Raw genomic sequence first — 17,190 nt, forward strand, 5'->3', positions numbered from 1 at the left:
AATGAGGGTAGACCATCATAGAAAAATAGCAGGCTATCGAATTTATAGCCTTTCTCTATCACTGTCCCAAATTCACTCCTTGTGCCGGGTACGGCCAGTATGGGTACGCCCTCTCCAACAGAGACTGCAAGGGTGATGCACAGTTCGCCGAGCGTTATCCAACGGTTCCCTTCGCCTGGATTTTCAGCAGTGGCTCCTGGAACCGCAACAATCGCCCCGCATTACCTAACACTAGCAGGGTACTGAGATTGTGCAGCAACGCAGCGATCATCGCCCCCGCCGCGCCGAGCCAGCCGAAGGCGGCAAAGGCGACAATTGCCAGCGTCCAGCCCAGGCCGATGATCACGTTGACCTGCAACGTGCGCCGGCATTGGCGACTCAATCGCACGCAAGTGCCGAGGCGCCGCAGGTCGCTGCCGATCAGTACGATGTCTGCCGATGCCAGGGCGATGTCCGCACCGCCCGCGCCCATTGCGACGCCCACCACCCCGGCCTTGAGCGCCAGGGAATCGTTGATGCCATCGCCCACCACCATAGGGCGGAAACCATGGTCGATTTCGGCCATGACCCGTTTGAGTTTGTCTTCCGGCAAAGCCTGGGCTTGCAGATCGCCGATACCGACATCCCGCGCCAGGGTCGTGGCCACGCTCTGGCGGTCGCCGGTCAACAGCAACTGACGCCCCAGACCCAGCTCGCGCAGCTCGGCCATGGCAACCCGTGCCTCCGGCTTGACGCTGTCGGCCAACAACAGCCAGGCGAGAAATTGCCCGTCCAGGGCCAGGCCGGCAATCGGACCGTCGTGTTCAGGGACCGCTGATGTTTGAATCCCCAGCTGTGCAAACAATTCTGGCCGACCAAGCGCCGCTTCACCCTGCGCGGTCATGGCGACCACACCCAGCCCTTGGCGCTCATGGATATCCGTCAGCGGCAGGCAGTTTTCCTGCTCCACCAACCCTGCCAACGCACGACTGACCGGATGACTGCTGGCCGAACCGAGGCTGGCGGCCAACGGTAGCAGCAACGGTGCGTGAGCATCCTGGGCCTGTTCGATGGATTGCAGGCGCAGCACGCCGTAGGTCAAGGTACCGGTCTTGTCGACCACCAACGAGGTCAGGTCCGCCAGCTCTTCCAGGAAGGCCGAGCTGCGGATCAGGATCCCGTGGCGCGCCGCCACCGCGATTCCGGCAATGGCGGTGGCCGGCGCCGACAGCACCAACGCACAAGGACAGGCAGCTACCAATACCGCCAGCATCGCCTGGGCATCGTTGGTCACGAACCAGGTCACCGCCGCCAGCAGCAGCACCAATACCAGGTAACTGCCGGCGTAACGCTCCAACAAGCGTGTGATGGGTGGCTTGGAGCGTTCAGCGTTTTGCATCAGGGCGATGACTTTGCCCAGGGTGGATTCTTCACCGGTACGGGTCACCTCCAGGCGCAGCAGGCCATCGAGGTTGATCGCGCCACCGAAGACTTCAGTGCCGACCACAGCCTCCAACGGCACCGACTCACCCGTGATGGGCGCAGTGTCGAGGCTGGCCTGGCCGGACAACACCCGGCCATCGGCCGGCACCCGGTCGCCGGCACGCACCTCCACAATATCGCCGGCTCGAAGCGTCGCGTTGTCGACATCAATGATGGAACCGTCGGCTTGCACCTTGCGACCTTGGCTGCGGGTCAGTTGACCCAGGGCATGGATCGCCTCCTGGGAACCGATGACACTGCGCTCTTCCAGCACATGGCCGAAGATCATGATGATCGGCAACAATGCCGCCGTCAGCAGATCGCCGGTGGCCCAGGCACCGAGCATCGCCAGGGCGATGAGTTGGTCAGTGATCCCGTGCAGGCTCGGGTATCGCAAGCTGTACCAGGCCGAACGCATCACCGGCACCGCCACCAGCAGCGAGGCAAAACCCAACAACAGTTGGCTGACACCGCTCTGCTCCGGCGACCAGGCGCGCCATACCAGGCCCAATGCGAGCAGGCCGAGGGCGAGCATCGCCAAGGTCAATTGCCGAGCGGCGACGCGCTGCTCGGTCGAGGACAACATCGGTACCGCAGGGGTTTGAGCGGTCATTGGCCGGCTCCCTGGATGATCAGGCGGGAATCGTCTTTCGGATCGACCGTGGTCACTGAACCGGCCTGGCGAAGGATGGCCGGTATGCGTTCGCGATACAGGCGCAGCAGCATTTGCGGATCGCTGCCTTGAGTCTTCGCCAAGCCGAGTACCGTGGCCGTATCGGTCGAAGCCTTGGCGAGGCGCTCGCTGGCCTGGGCATGGGCGACTTGCACGGCACGGTCGGCTTCCTGGCGGGCGGCCTGAGTGAGTTTTTCCGCTTCAGTCCGGGCGTTGGCCACGGCTTTGTCGGCCTGCTGGCTAGCGGTCAGCACCGCGTTGAACGCACTCACCGCCGGCCCGGGCAGACTCGATTGCACATCGACCCGCACCACTTCGATGCCCAGCCCCTGCCCTGTCGCCGCCAGGTCAGCCAGGCGTCGGTTAAGACCCTGCACCAGATCACCCCGCAAGCGTTCGCGACGCTCGGCAGCCTGGTTGTCGCTGCCCATCAGTTCGGGGCGCGCCACCAGGATGGTGTCCAGGTCCCGGGCCGCGGTCAGAGCCACGGCACTGCGGGTCGCCAGCCGGTCCAGGGCCGGCAGGACATGTTCACCTTGCAAGACGAAGGCGTAAGGGTCGGTGACCTTGTAGAACACCCGCACATCCAACTGCACCACACCGGCATCGCCGGTCAATAAATAACCAGAGCCGGCCAACGCATCGCTGACCGGCGTGGCGAAACTGGCCACGCGATCGGCCTGCAGGGCCGCATCCGAGCGCAGCAGATTTTCCACTCGCCGCTCAAGCACTCGATCCGCCGCTGGCAGCAGGATCACCTGTTCCACAGGACGCGGCCACGCCACCAAGAGGCCGGCATTCTGGATGCGATCCAAGGCACCAAAGTGCAGCACCACCGCGCGATTCTGCGGATCGATCTGCCGCACGTTGGAAAAGACCCAGGCCAATGCGGCCAGCACCGTGACGGCGTAAAGCGCCAGAAACGCCAGGCGCCCGGCTTGAATCCACGGGCTGGATAACTCGTTTGTTCCACGTGGAACCAAACTCATGGTTGTGTTCCACCTTTGCCTTCCACGGAAACAGGACCATCCACCAGGACACGGAATGGCGCGGCATCGGTGCGCAAAATCAATTTCGTGCCTGGGCTGACAATGGTGCCCAAGGTGTCCAGCGAACGTAGCAGGTTGTAGAGCTGTGGAGAGCCAGCGTAGGCCCGGCCATAAATTTCGGCCGCTTCTACCCGCGACTGCGCTTCGATATCGGCAGCCTTCACGGTAGCGTCAGCCTGCACGACTCGCGCATCACGTTCTGCGGCGGAGCGAATCTGCGCCGCTTCGCGCTTGCCGATGGCAGTGCGTTCGGTGGCGATGGTCTCGCGCTCGGCCCGCATGCGATCTACCGTCGCCGTCAGCGTTACCGAGGGCAAGGTCAGGCGCTCGATGCCCACTTGCAGCACCCGTACGCCGTAAGTGGTGAGCAACTGTTGATCGATCTGTTGACGCAACTGTGCTTCGAAATCGGCGATACGCACCTGACTGGCATCGGTGTTGACCAGGTTCGCCAGGTCAAAACTGGCAGCCGTGGTTTCCAACGCCGAGCCGACGAACGTACGGATCTGTCGTGCAGCCTCGTCCGGTTGGTTCTGCACCGCGCGCATGAAACGCTGCACATTGTCGGGGTCGCCCTGCACCTGCCAAGCCACGTACGCCTGGACGATGATCCGCAGCCCATCACGGGTACCGACATCCTGCAGGCCACTGGATGTGGTACGCAATCGCAGGTCCACCGGGATCGCCGCTTCGAACGGCGCCGGCAAGCGCCAACCGAGACCGGGTTGCAGCAGCACCCGTGCTGGGTTGCCGAAACGGGTGATGACGGTAGCCTCTCCCGAACGCACCTGCACCAGGCTCGCGGCTGCAACGGCAAACGCCACCAGCAGCGCCGCCCAGCCCATCCGCCGCCAGGGGAACGGACCGGTTTGCTGCGGATCGCCATGATGGTGGTGATGATGTCCATGATGATGACCGGCATGACCGTGATCGTGACCGGCGTGGTCGTGGTGACCGTGTGAAGAGGACTGGCTCAATGGGCAGCTCCTGGCTGGACAGGGTTACGCGGCGACGCGGGGTCTGCCGGCAGCGTGAAGGTTCGCAAGTCGATAGTCGGCGCGTTGCCGCTGCCGCCCAGGCGGTGATCGAGAATCAGCAACTGGGCTTTGCCAAGGCCCTGGCTCAGTTGGCTCAAATAATGTTCCAGCACAAAAGCGTGCCCTGCCGTGGCGTAGGCTTTGCGATCGGCGTTGAAACGCAAATCGGCAGCCTGGGCGGTCGCGTTGATTTCCCGAGCAGTGGCATTAGCCTGGTCATGGGCGATGCTGGCTTGTAGTTGTGCCTGGTTGGTCTGTTCCGCCGCCGCACCACGCTCGCGGGCGATCAGCGCCTGAGCGCCGATCTGCGCCGCCTGCACGCCGTGGTAGGCATTGGCCGCGCCGGCCGGCGGATGAATCGCCTCCACGACCGTCGCGAGGATTTCCACACCGCTATCGAGCGTTTGCAAGTCCGCCTGGACGGCGCGACCGATTTCGTCGGCCAGGCTGACACGGTCCGCGCCCAGCAAACCGTCCAGCGTGCGCGAAGCAAACTCATGCACCAGGATGCGGCTGGCGGTACTGCGGATCAGCATCGGCACATCGGCGCTGTTGTAGGTCGCCGCCAGTGCTGCGGCGTCAGTCAGGCCGATACGATAGACAAAGCGCACATCCATGTTGACGATCTGGAAGCTCTGCTGGTCGGCACGGCGGCTGGCAATGACCTGAGACTTGTCGTTCACATGGCTGGCGTCCCACAGCCGATTGGCAATTGCCGGAGCCGGCCCCTCCGCCGGTTCAGCCTCGGCAACCGCTCGACTATCGACGACACTGGTCGCCAGTTCATGCACAACGCCATTCTCGACGTTGAGCACCCTGCCCCACGGCCAAGGCAACGCAACATGCAAACCCGGGCCGAAGACCTCCACCGGTTTACCAAAACGCTCATAGATGCCACGCCCCTGCAGTGGCACTTCGTGCACGCCCGTCAACAACCAGCCCACCAACGCCACCAGCGCCAACACTGGAAAAAAAGCCCGGCGCATATAACTGAAGGCCCAGATCTGGCGCAGGTCGATGCCAAAACGGTTGTGCAGTTCATGTTGCAAAGCGAGCAACGGTTGCGGCGGCCAACGCAGCAGATCGGCGATGACACTTCGGCCCAACAGCGACGGTTCCAGGGCGTCCCGGCGCGGGATGAATAACGACAGCACGGCGCGCAGCAACAACTCTGCCGCCACCAGCCCCGGCAACAGCCCCATCGACACCGCCAGGCGCATCGGCCAGATGGACGTTTCTGCGGCGAACAACAGGCACAAGGCGCCAAGCACCAGCACGATGATCGCCACTCGCGTCAGTTGCGCCAACGGCGGCGCTTCCGGCCATTCCACGGGGGATTGCTGGGCCAATTGCCGCTCGAACACCAGTAATCCGAACGCCAACAGCAACGACAGCACCGCCCCCACACTGGCCGAGACACCGAGGGCGGCAGCGGGCAGCGTCAAGTTCCAGGCTTGCTCCAGGCTCAGCAACACCAGCACTGCCCAACCGGCCAGCCACAACGCAGGCGCACCGATTTGCTTGAGCAGGCCGACCCAGCGTGCGCCGATTCGCTCCAGCAGCCGCTCATACCAACCCAGGTTATCAACAGGCTCGCTTTGCGCAGGCAAGTTATCCACAACCGGCAACAGCGCCCTGCTACGCCATTGCGTCACCCACCAGGCCGACTGCAAACCCGCTACCAACACCAAGAGTCCCGCAGCTTGGCTGACCAGCAGAGCCGGCCATAGCGATTGCGGTGAAAACACCCCGATAAAAAATGCCAGCACCAGGCCCAAACCCGCCACGCTTCCCAGGGCGAAGGCGATTTGCTTCAAGCGGCGCCCTTGGAACGACGCTCGCTGAAAACGCGGCCATTCGGCCACCTGTGCCCCTTCGACATCAAGATCGACTTGCATACCACCCCAGCACTCGTGGCGATCAAAATCCGGCCCGTGACAGATGCCACCGGCACTCCGTTATATGCCGTTACCTTATAACGGTTCCTGTGAAATTTCCGTTTTGAATTCTTCATGACAAGGCCCGTGCCGACCTCTTGACTTAAGCCTTGACCGAAATCTCTGGAAACGCTCATATTACGAGCATAATTTTTCATCAGGCCGAGCGGGAGAACAGCGATGAGCAACTACGACGTGGTCATTCTGGGTGGCGGACCCGGAGGGTATAACGCGGCAATTCGGGCCGGGCAGCTAGGGTTGAAAGCCGCCTGTGTCGAAGGCCGAGCCACCCTCGGCGGCACCTGCCTGAACGTCGGCTGCATGCCCTCCAAGGCATTGCTGCACGCCTCGGAACTGTACGAGGCCGCCACAGGAGCGGAGTTCGCCAACCTGGGCATTGAAGTCAGCCCCACCCTCAACCTTGCGCAAATGATGAAGCAGAAGGACGAAAGCGTGGCGGGCCTGACCAAGGGCATCGAATTTCTGTTTCGCAAGAACAAGGTCGACTGGATCAAAGGTTGGGGCCACATCGATGGGCCGGGCAAAGTGACCGTCACCGGCGACGACGGCACCAAGACCGAACTCAGCGCCAAGGACATCGTCATCGCCACCGGCTCGGAGCCCATGCCCCTGCCAGGCGTGACAATCGATAACCAGCGCATCCTCGACTCCACCGGCGCCTTGTCCCTGAGTGAGGTGCCCCGGCATCTGGTGGTGATCGGCGCCGGCGTCATCGGCCTCGAACTGGGCTCGGTCTGGCGACGCCTGGGTGCCCAGGTCACCGTGGTGGAATATCTCGACCGCATCTGCCCGGGGGTGGATGGCGAGGCCGGCAAGACCTTGCAGCGCGCCTTGGGTAAACAAGGCATCCAGTTCAAGCTGAGTTCCAAGGTCACGGGCGCCGCTGCTTCGGCCGACGGCGTGCAATTGCACATTGAACCGGCGGCGGGCGGCGAATCACAGACCCTGGACGCCGATTACGTGCTGGTCGCCATCGGTCGACGGCCTTACACGCAAGGGCTGGGGCTGGAGAACGTCGGGCTGAGCCCTGACCAGCGCGGCATGCTCGCCAACCAGCATCACCGTACCGAAGCACCGGGCGTCTGGGTGATCGGCGATGTGACGTCCGGACCGATGCTGGCCCACAAGGCCGAGGACGAAGCCATGGCCTGCATCGAACAGATCGCCGGCAAGGCCGCCGAGGTCAACTACGCGCTGATTCCCAGCGTCATCTATACCCGTCCGGAACTGGCCAGCGTCGGCAAGACCGAGGAACAGCTCAAGGCCGAAGGCCGCGCCTACAAGGTCGGCAAGTTTCCATTCACGGCCAACAGCCGGGCCAAGATCAACCACGAGACCGAAGGGTTCGCCAAAGTCCTGGCCGATGAACGTACCGATGAAGTCCTGGGCGTGCACCTGGTGGGTCCGAGCGTCAGTGAGATGATCGGTGAATACTGCGTGGCCATGGAGTTCAGTGCCTCGGCCGAGGACATTGCCCTGACCTGCCACCCACACCCGACCCGCTCGGAGGCATTGCGCCAGGCGGCGATGAATGTGGAGGGGATGGCGACGCAGATGTAGGGACGACGCAAAGCGGGAATGAACACCTGTGGCGAGGGAGCTTGCTCCCGCTCGGCGGCGAAGCCGTCGTAGAACCGGCTGATGCGATTTGCCTGAAAATCGCGTCAGCCCATTTGGGGCGGCTGCGCCACCCAGCGGGAGCAAGCTCCCTCGCCACAGGCTGTGTTCGGCTGGCCGTTAGCTTAGCTGGCCGACATCCGCGCCTTGCGCCGGCGCCGACTGATCAATCCCAACGCCACTGCCACCACCAGCACGGCCCCGCCCACTTCCAGCCAAACCTTGTAAGGTCGCAGCGCCGAACGAATCGGGTCCAGGGCCTGGGTCACGTAGCGTTTGTTCGCTTTGCCGAAGTCCGGCTCCTGGCATTGATGACCGAAATCCCCGGCCCAATCCACATATGGACCTTCCTTCACATAGCGTTGATACAACGCGCTTTGCTCTTCGAGGCTGGAGTTGTATCCCACCGCTTTGCACAGCACCGCCGCAAACGCCTGGCTGGTATGCGGCAAATGATCCGCAGCCTGGCTGGCCAGCGCCGTGGCGACAAAGCGATAGTGATAACGCACATCCGGCTGCGCCGCGCTGGCTTGCTGGCGTTGCACTTCGCCTTCGGCCACCAGCGGTCCGACGCTCAGCTCGACCGGTTCCAGGCTGTAGTTGCCTCCCAGGCTGGCGTAATCCGGCGCCATCTCATAGCCAAGCAGTTCCATGCCCCACTCGCGAGCCATCCGGGACGCATGGAAATACGCCTCGGCCCGCCGGGTTGGCCACCATTTGGACTCGGCATCCTGGCGCAATTGCCCATAGGCACGGGCCTTGTTCTGCAGGTCCGCGTTATCGAAATAAGCCGGTGCCTCATCGAAGCGCCCTTCCCTCAGCAAGCGACGGCCCAGCAGATTGCGCAGGCTCGCGGCCACCGGCAGCGGCACGTAGTTGTCCCGATCCTCCTGGCTCAACGCCGGTGGCGCCGGGACTTGGGCGTCGACGTACTGCTTGAGCTCATCCACCGTGAGCACACGCTCGGCCACTGCGGCCGCGTCGTACCAATAGTTGCTCTGGCCGCGATAGAGCTGATCGAAGGCTTGCAGATAATCACCCCGCTGCAAGGCCAGGATCGCGCTTTCCCCTTCGACCCGGCACTTGGGCTGCACCGACTCGAAATTCCAATCCGCTGTGCGCCGCGGGCCCCAGGACTCATCGTTCGGAAAGGCCTGGGCCGCCTTGGCATAAGCCGCCGCCGCGGCCACCTTGTCGCCGGCGCGCAATGCCAGCTTGGCCCGCACCCACCAGGCCAGGCCGGTGTCGGCGGCTTTTTGCACAAAAGCCTGGGCGCTGGCGTAATCGCCGTGCTGGTAACTCACCGCCGCCAAACGGTCGGCGTCGTCCAGGTTGTCCCGGGCGTTGGCCTGCAACAGTTCGAAGAGCCTTTTCTCGCCCGAGGGCTCTTCTCCGTCCCACCAGCCGACGCGGCTGAGCAAGTAAGCGGTGACCAGCCGCTGCACTGCCTTAGTCTTGAGCAATTCGCTCAAGCGCTCATCGGGCTGGACGCTCAAATCACCGGCCAATTGCAGCAACGAGCTGTAGCCGACCGCAGATCCTTGCAGGTTCTGGGTCGCATACAGGCCGATGGCACTGTCCCAGTCGTCAGCGGTGTAGGCCACCCGGGCTTCTTCGCCAAGGCTGGCGATGCCCAGCTCCAGCGGATCGCTGAAGCCGGCAATACTCATTTCCCGGGCCTGGCGAAACGCAGCTCGCGCCTGGTCCTGCAAGACCACAGGGTCACCGCTGCCAGCCTCGGTGCTCACGGCGAACAATGCCCGGCCCAGGGAGTACGCGGCCCAGGTGCTGCGCAACCGACGTTGGTCGGCCGGTAATGCCAGCAGCTGCTGGAACGCTTCCACGGCGCGCTGATGCTCACCGATGTTAAAAGCCGCCGCGCCAATGGCATACAGACGCAGCTCATCGGGCAGGTTGGCCGCTTCGGCTGCCACCTGGTCTACATCGGTCAAGGCCCGCAGGCGCTCCACCACCGCTTGCTGCGGCGGGGTCAGGCCAATCTGCTCGGCCTTGGTGCGTTGTTCAACGTAGGAAGACTGATCGTCATAGCTGTAATCCGGGTTGCGCGTCGCCTCGGTGGCTGGCTTGAGCCCGGCAATCGCCTGGCCGAGTCGACTGACCTCGAAGCGAAAGCTGCCTTCGGGCAATTCGGCCAGCGATTGGGCGCGGTTATCCAGCAGGCGCATCGGGAAATCCGGCCCGCAGGCCAGCACCGGGCCCAGCGGCAGGCAAAGGCTCAGGCACAGCAGGTGACGAGGCCACTTACGGGTAAACATTGAAACCTCCTTGGTCGATTTTCGTACAGCGCGCCCAGCCGATGGCTCGTTGGCTGCCGGCAGCCAAGCGGCCTTCCTGAATGCGGGTGAAGGTAAGCAGTCCGGGGGTTTGTTGCAACGTATAACCGGCCAAGGCATCGACGCCGTCACACGCGCCCACGGCGAGCGTCAGGCGCTGGGGCCAGGGGCTGTCGAGATTGCCCTGGTTGACCAGACGAATATCGTACAAACCACCTTGCTCTCCCCACTGCAACGCCAGGCGACTGTCCAGATGATCGCCCCGGGCGACGGCACCGAGTGTGGTCAGGCTCCACGCCCGTCGGTCGCCGGCCAAGGGCAGGCGAAACCAGATCAGCCCGGCGAGATGTGGCGGCGGATCAGCCCGCAAATCCGCAGCAAGCCCGGCCACTTGCTGCGGATCGGCCAGCAGCTCACGCCGCTCGCCACCGCGATCAATCGGCACTTCGCTTTCCACCACCGGCACGCCGCTCTCCTGGGTCAGCAGCGCCACGCCGTAGGCCGGCAGGGCCAGATAAAACGGTTTCTGGGTGACCTTGCCCCAGCGTTGCGCCCAGTGCCGGGCCTGTTTCGGATCGAACAGTCCTTGCCGTGGATCGCTCACCGCGTGGACCTGCAACACACTGCTGTCCACCGCTTCCAACAGCCCCGGCAATGCTGGACTGTCGAGCCAGGCCGGCAGCGCCGTGATGCTTAGCCGCAGATTGGCGGGCAGGACTTGCCGCAGTTGGCCGAGAAACTTTCCATAGGCCGGCAACCGTGCATTGCCGGCATCGTGGTCGATCTCTATACCTATCGGCGCCAAGCCCTGGGCTTGCCAATCACTCAGCACTTGCTGGATTTGCGCGATCACCTCGTCCTGATCCAAGGCCTTGAGCTGGCCGTCCAGGCGAATCACGGCGATCGGCGGACGGCCGTCAGCCTTGAGCAGCGCCGGATCGATCCGCGCACGGCTCCAGCCCGCTCCGGGAAAAGCCTGCAACGCCAGCACCCGCAGCGCGGAAAAATCGCCCTGGCTTTGGCGCAGAGCCAACTCATGGGCAGGCGTCCATTGGCGTTGCCAGATATAGACCTGTTGATCGAGGGCCGGGGTTGGAGGCTTTTCGCAGCCCCCCAAAAGCAACATGGCGAGGGCCAGGGAGAGCCGGAAAAGAAACGTCATGAAGCCTTACCACCCATAAAGCCCGGCAGATTACCGCCACCCGCGTCGAAGAGAAACTCTGTGGCGAGGGAGCTTGCTCCCGCTTGGGTGCGCAGCACCCACCAAAAGGGGTCGCTTCGCAACCCAGTGGGAGCAAGCTCCCTCGCCACAGTAAGCGCCCTTGCCACAATGAGTGTTATGAAAGGCCACCAGGCTTACGCGCAATAATCACCTGACTCTTGGCCACCACCGCGTCCAACGCCTGCTTGATCTGCGCGCCACGGGGCGAGTTCAGCACGGCTTGCCAGGTGTCGGCCCAATGATTGAGCAACGGGTGGTCGGCGTTGCTGAAATCCACCTTGGCCTCCCAGAACAACAGCATCCACATCGACCAGTAGAAACCGTATTGGCTGTGGCTCAACACCTCCAGTCCAGCGTCGCTGACCATCGCCTTGAACTGCTCTTCGCTGATGATGCGAATGTGGTTGGGTTTGCGGAAATACTCCGGCGCGGCGATGTCTTTTTGCAGGTCTTCGGAACTGGGGTGCGGCACGCTCAGCAGGTACAGCGCGCCGGGCTGGCCGACCCGTACCAGTTCGGCGAGAAACTGCGCCGGGTCGTCGACATGCTCGATGACTTCGGTGGACACCACCCGGGTGGCCGTGGCGTCGGCAATCGGCAGCGGGTTGCAGTCGGTCACGTGGCACTCGACTTCCCGCGCGGGAGTGTCGCTCAAGCGCTGGCGAGTGGCTTCGACCTTGGCCGCGTCGATGTCGGCGATGATGATCTTCGCCCCGCGCATCCCACAAAAATGCACGTTGCCGCCATCGCCGCAGCCCACGTCCAGCAGCGTGTCTTCAGGCGTCACCGGGAAACCGGTGAACAGTTCGCCGGTTTGCTGGTTGAACCAGCCGCTGAGCATCGCATCGTGCAGCCCGAGCATGTACGGATCGACCTTGTCGGCCACCGGCGCGGCGGGCGCGGGCGTGCCCGTGGTGAGTTTCTTCAAAAGGCTCAGCATGACGGGGCTCCAGAGACAGGAAGGACGGTTCGGGCGGCGGACAGGCGTTCAACCAGTTGGGCGCCACGATTGCGCATGGGCATTTCGACCCAGCGGTAGTTGAGTTCGCTCAACAGCCCGATCAGCGACAGGGCGCAAGCCAGGGCCAGCCAGGGATGGCTGGCCGGGTCCGGCGAACCCAAGGGCGCGAAACGAAACCACAACTCGCGCAGCAGAAAAAATACCGGGATGTGGATCAGGTAGATCCCATAGGAACGACTGCCCACCCAGGTCAGCGCGGTTTTCAATCGGCTGCGGGGCAACAGGTAATCCCGATCGTAAGAGGCCACCCAGACCAGCACGGCGCTGAGCACAGCAATGACCCCGAGCCGGTAGAACGACAAATTGAAGTGCTCGGTCGCGATCCAGGCCATCACGCTGCCCAGGGCCAGTACCAACAACACCCCCAAGGGCGGGCGGCGCAACCATGTGGGCTCGAAGCGCCAATAACTGGACCGCAGGCTCCAGATCGACAACAACACCCCCAACGCCAAGGCATCGGTACGAATCACCGACAACCACAGCGCCCGCCAGGTGAAAAACTGCACCAGCACCACAGCCAGCAGCACCCACACCAGATAGCGGCGCGAGACGAACACCAGCAGCGGCAGGATCAAATAGAACTGCTCTTCCAACGACAGCGTCCAGTACACGAAGCTCGCGCCGTATTCATACCGCATGAACGCATCGGCAAAACGCAGGTTGGCGAATTGCAGGAAACCGGCCAGGGTCGCCTGCAGGTTGGCCTGCACGCTGCCAAACGCGCCGGAGCGGTTCAGGAAGAACACCGCGAACAAAACCAGCAGTAGCCAGAGCCAGGCCGACGGCAGCAGGCGAAACGCCCGGCGAATCCAGAACTCCCGGGTGACGGCCCAGAACTGCCGAGGGCTGTCGCAGCGACGCAATTGCGGGATCAGGCTGCGACCGATGACGAACCCGGATATCGCGAAGAACAGATCCACGCCCCACCACAGCTGGAAACTCTCGGCCAGGGCTGCCAGACGCGGCCATCCACCAGGAAACGGCATGCCTTGCAGGTGATGGAACAACACGCCGATCACCGCGACGGCGCGCAGCAACTCGATGTCCATGATCCGCTTGCTGCTCATGAAGTACTCCCGGAGAAAGGATCGGGTTTACGCGCGATGATGACCTGGCTCTTGGGCATGAACCGGTCCAGCACCTGCTTGATCGCCAGACCGTCGGGTTGCGCCAACAAGCCCTGCCAGAGGCTCGCCCAGCGCTCCATCAACGCGGGATACGGTGCCTGGATACGGTCGCGCACGGCACCCTCGAGGTCCCGGCCTGCCGCCTGTTCGCTGGCCCAGAAGAAAATCATGCCCATGACCCAGAAAAACCCGCTGGCCTGGCGATGCTCGATCACCAGCCCGGCCTCCTCCACCAGCGCAGCGAATCGCTCGGCGCTGAAAATCTGCACATGGTTGGGCGCTCGAAAGTAGCCCGGCGGTGCGATGCCTTGCTGCAAATGTTCGCCCACCGACGCCGGCACGCTGAGCAAATACTGCGCCCCTGGCCGGCCCATGCGCACCAGTTCGGCCATGAACGGCTCTGGCTCATGGATATGCTCGAGCACCTCCATGCAGACGATCTTGTTCGCGCAGCCATCGGCCAAGGGCAGCGGCAGGCTGTTACTGACCAGGCCCAGGAACGGCGCGACGGCCTGGGTCTCGACCTGGCGGGCCAGGTCGCGCACCTTGTCCTGTTCGCTGTCGGTAAAGATCACGGACGCGCCCTGGCGCATCGCAAACAGCGTCGCCACACCTTCGCCGCAACCGACATCCAGCAAGGTATCGGCGGCCGTGATGGCAAAACCCTTGAGCAATTCGCCGGTTTCACTGCGAAACCAGCCATCAAGCATCGCGTCGTAGAGGCCAACATCCCGGGGCGAAACGGCCACCGCCGGCGGTGGTGAAGGCTCCACCGCGGGTCTGAACCCGGCCAGCCATCGCCGGATCATGGCTGCTGCGCGTTCCGGCGCCGCTCAGTCAGGTCTTCGAAAAACGCCCGCAAACGCTGCTCGGCGTTGGCCTGGCTGCAGAACTTCTCCAGGCTGCGCACGGCGTGGGCCGACATGCGGCGATAACGCTCGGGGTCGTTTTTGGCCACGTCATAACTGGCGCGGTAGGCCGAACACAGCGAGTCCCAATCGGTGACATAACGCAGGGTCCGGTACGCCGCACGCGGGTCGTGGGGCCAGGCAGTCAGTTCCTCGGTGGAATCCACCACGAAGGCGTTATCGTGGTCGATGTAGTCGGCCATGGCCGTGTTCAGCGGCGCGATCGCCGGACGGCCGCAAGACATGAACTCCATCAACGGCAAGCACTGTCCTTCGCCATAGGAACTGTTGACCACATACCGGGTGGCTTCCACCAGCCGCTCGTAGTCCGCATCCGCCAGGTAGCCATGTATCAGCACGATGCGGCAGCGGTACGACTGGTTCTTGTAGACGTGATGGAGCATGTCGACGAGCGCGGCTGTGACGTCGTGATGCGTCAGCTTGAGCACCAGGGTTGCGTCGGCAACGTCGCGGAACGTCGTGCAAAACGCGCTGATCATGTCCTTCCAGTTCTTGCGCCCGTCGTAAGGGTTGAACACGGAGGTATAGATCACGCCGTCCAGGAGCAACTCGCAATCCTGGGCCGGACCGTCCAGCACCAACGGCGTACCGGCCTGGTGCGCCGGCGGGCCATAAGGCCGCAGATCCGTGGTGCGGCTGTCGATCAACAGGCCACGCAATTGCAGGCGCATGTGATCCACCGTCGGCCGCTGGGCCAGCATCGCGCCGCGAGCGGCAAAGCGGTCCCATACCGGCGCCGCGATGGCGGCGATGGGGAAGTCCACGCCCATCACCTCACGAACGGACGTGACGGTGAAACTGGAATGGGTAATCGCCATGCCGGTTGCGCCCAAAACCACCCGCCAATCGTGCCGGGGCTCGCCCTGCCAGCTTTCGGTGGGAATGGTGCTGAACTCCCAGGCGAACACTGGAATCGTCGGGCAGGCGTAGTGGGCGGCGGTGCAATGAGGAGGTGAAAACGACAGGAATACGCAATCCTCGCCCCGCCCCAGGCAATCGGCGTACAGCTGATCGACCTCTTCGTCAGGCCGAGTCACTTCGACGACCCGCCCCAACCGCTCCAGCACCGGGCGAAACTCCTTGAGCACGAAGTAATAGCTGTACTCGGGCTTGCCGAGGTTTTCCAGGATGTTGCTCTGGTTGGTTTCCGAATAAATGATGATCAGCATGAGGCGGTACCTGCCTGGACCACCAGCGGCAACCTTTCGTCACAGCCCGGCGCAGCCAGGAAATCCGCCAGGCGCTGCTGTACCGGGGTGAACGCACAATAGCGACGCATCCGCTCGTTCGCGGCAACCGCCATGGCCTGATAGGCCTGCGGTTGGTGCTTGGCCATGGCGTAGCTCTGCTGGTAGGCGAGCTTCAATGAACCCCAGTCAGGCCGATGGCGCAGGGTGCGATACAAGATGCGCGAGTCTTCCGGCCAGATGGTCGGCTCGCGGCTGGACTTGACGATGAAGGCCACCTCGGCGTCGATGTAATCGCGCATCGCCGTGTGGTCCGGTGCGATGACCGGGCGGGCGCAGGACATGAACTCCATCAACGGCAGGCACAGGCCTTCGCAGCGGGACGCATTGACGTAGAAACTCGCGGCGCCATACAGCCGCGCGAATTGTTCGTCTTCCAGGTAACCGTGCATCACCACCACCCGGCAACTGAACGGCGACAGTTGGGACAGCAGCGTCAGCAGCTCGACGTAGTAGGTCGACAGGTCGTTCTGGGTCATTTTCAGCACCAGCGTGGCGTCCTCGACGTCGCGCAGGGCCCAACAAAAGGCGGTGATCAAGTGATGCCAGTTCTTGCGACCGTCATCGGGGTTGAACACGCTGACGTACACCACCCCGCTGACGTCGGTCTCCACCACCTGGCTGGTGTCCGGCAGGATGGCCTGGGGATGTTCCGGTGGCGCGGGCTCGGGAGTGGGCTCCTCGACGAACACCGGCGGCGGGGCCGGCCCTCTCAGGATCCTGCTGATCGCAACGCGTACCGGCACCGGTACCAGGTCGCGGACCGCCTCGCGATACCAGCACAACAGGTTGTGCTTGAACAGCCACACGGGGCCCTGCTCGGTCTTGCCGGTAAAAGCACGGATGACTTCACGCAGGTAATGGCGGGAAACGAATGCCCGCCGCCGCCAAGTCAGGGGCGGCGGTTCGATGATCGGTTCTGGTTCCGGTTCTGGCTCAGGCGTCTCTTCGAAGATCGGCGCGATCAAGCCGTCAGCCGACAGCCCGAGCGGCCGGCTGTCGATGATGCAGCCCTTGATCTGCAAGGTCGTTCCCGGGTTGATCGGCAAGCTCGGGTGTTGCTCACGAACCGCCGCGAAACGCTCCCACAGCGGCGTGGGCAATACCAGTACCGGGAAATCCTCGCCCAAGGTCCGGCGGATCGCCTCGGCTGTGTGGCTGGACAGGGTAATTACCCGGCCATGACGAGCCAGCGTGCGGCTCCAGTCATGCCGCAGGTCGTCGTCCCAGTGCTCGGCCGGGATCGAATCGAACTCCCAGGCCACCACGCAGACCATCGGGCAAAGCAGGTCGAGCGGCGTCTTGTGCGGAGGGGAAAACGACAGGAACAAGCAGTCCTGCCCAGCCTGCTGCAACGTTTGATAAAGCGGATCGACCTCGGCGACCGACGACACCACATGCACCGGCCCCAGGCTTTCCAGCACGGGACGATAGGCCTTGAGCACGAAGTAATAGCTGTACTCAGGGCGACCGAGGCTCTGGCTGATGGAGTGATCGTTTACGTCCGAGTAAAGAATGAAATTCATGGCATCCCATCATGGCGCCGCCATCCCGG

At 63.3% G+C, this 17,190-nt stretch carries 12 protein-coding genes; 1 reads left to right on the plus strand and 11 read right to left on the minus strand.

What is annotated here, in order from left to right; all coding sequences use genetic code 11:
- Positions 1-154: 154 nt before the first annotated feature.
- The 4 genes from PBDP_RS29590 to hflK (PBDP_RS29605) are packed head-to-tail and all read right to left on the minus strand — an operon-like array spanning position 155 to position 6,118.
- Entirely contained in the window at positions 155-2,074 is a 1,920-nt protein-coding gene (locus tag PBDP_RS29590) for a heavy metal translocating P-type ATPase (protein ID WP_109752791.1), read from the minus strand.
- Positions 2,071-3,123, minus strand: coding sequence for a protease modulator HflK (hflK, locus tag PBDP_RS29595; protein ID WP_116833781.1), 1,053 nt, complete (start codon positions 3,121-3,123; stop codon positions 2,071-2,073). Before hflK (PBDP_RS29595) ends, PBDP_RS29590 begins: the two co-directional genes overlap by 4 nt.
- Positions 3,120-4,160: a protease modulator HflC gene (hflC, locus tag PBDP_RS29600; RefSeq protein ID WP_116833782.1), complete on the minus strand. Its 1,041-nt coding sequence runs from the start codon at positions 4,158-4,160 to the stop codon at positions 3,120-3,122. Before hflC ends, hflK (PBDP_RS29595) begins: the two co-directional genes overlap by 4 nt.
- Entirely contained in the window at positions 4,157-6,118 is a 1,962-nt protein-coding gene (gene hflK / locus PBDP_RS29605) for a protease modulator HflK (RefSeq protein WP_116833783.1), read from the minus strand. Before hflK (PBDP_RS29605) ends, hflC begins: the two co-directional genes overlap by 4 nt.
- A gap of 219 nt (positions 6,119-6,337) precedes the next feature.
- Between hflK (PBDP_RS29605) and lpdA the strand changes: the two genes are divergently transcribed.
- Positions 6,338-7,738, plus strand: a complete 1,401-nt coding sequence (gene lpdA, locus PBDP_RS29610) for a dihydrolipoyl dehydrogenase (RefSeq protein ID WP_212801643.1) — start codon at positions 6,338-6,340, stop codon at positions 7,736-7,738.
- Positions 7,739-7,920: 182 nt separating this feature from the next.
- On the opposite strand, the gene PBDP_RS29615 is transcribed toward lpdA, so the two are convergent.
- From PBDP_RS29615 to PBDP_RS29645, 7 genes are all read right to left on the minus strand, one after another.
- Positions 7,921-10,071: a hypothetical protein gene (locus PBDP_RS29615; RefSeq protein WP_116833785.1), complete on the minus strand. Its 2,151-nt coding sequence runs from the start codon at positions 10,069-10,071 to the stop codon at positions 7,921-7,923.
- The gene (locus PBDP_RS29620; RefSeq protein WP_212801644.1) at positions 10,058-11,251 is read right to left on the minus strand and encodes a DUF3142 domain-containing protein; all 1,194 of its coding nucleotides are present in this window, start codon (positions 11,249-11,251) and stop codon (positions 10,058-10,060) included. The genes PBDP_RS29615 and PBDP_RS29620 overlap by 14 nt, the downstream gene beginning before the upstream one ends.
- Positions 11,252-11,426: 175 nt before the next feature.
- The gene (locus tag PBDP_RS29625; protein WP_176688887.1) at positions 11,427-12,251 is read right to left on the minus strand and encodes a class I SAM-dependent methyltransferase; all 825 of its coding nucleotides are present in this window, start codon (positions 12,249-12,251) and stop codon (positions 11,427-11,429) included.
- A complete protein-coding gene (locus tag PBDP_RS29630; protein WP_212801645.1) occupies positions 12,245-13,399 on the minus strand; it encodes an acyltransferase family protein in 1,155 nt (384 codons plus the stop codon). Before PBDP_RS29630 ends, PBDP_RS29625 begins: the two co-directional genes overlap by 7 nt.
- The gene (locus tag PBDP_RS29635) at positions 13,396-14,268 is read right to left on the minus strand and encodes a class I SAM-dependent methyltransferase (protein WP_116833788.1); all 873 of its coding nucleotides are present in this window, start codon (positions 14,266-14,268) and stop codon (positions 13,396-13,398) included. The genes PBDP_RS29630 and PBDP_RS29635 overlap by 4 nt, the downstream gene beginning before the upstream one ends.
- The gene (locus PBDP_RS29640; RefSeq protein WP_109752802.1) at positions 14,265-15,557 is read right to left on the minus strand and encodes a glycosyltransferase; all 1,293 of its coding nucleotides are present in this window, start codon (positions 15,555-15,557) and stop codon (positions 14,265-14,267) included. Before PBDP_RS29640 ends, PBDP_RS29635 begins: the two co-directional genes overlap by 4 nt.
- Positions 15,551-17,161 (minus strand): glycosyltransferase, encoded by a 1,611-nt coding sequence (locus PBDP_RS29645; RefSeq protein WP_116833790.1) that lies wholly within the window; start codon positions 17,159-17,161, stop codon positions 15,551-15,553. Before PBDP_RS29645 ends, PBDP_RS29640 begins: the two co-directional genes overlap by 7 nt.
- Positions 17,162-17,190 lie beyond the last annotated feature (29 nt).

This window comes from Pseudomonas sp. St290 (assembly GCF_018325805.1).
GTDB classification, from domain to species: domain Bacteria; phylum Pseudomonadota; class Gammaproteobacteria; order Pseudomonadales; family Pseudomonadaceae; genus Aquipseudomonas; species Aquipseudomonas bijieensis.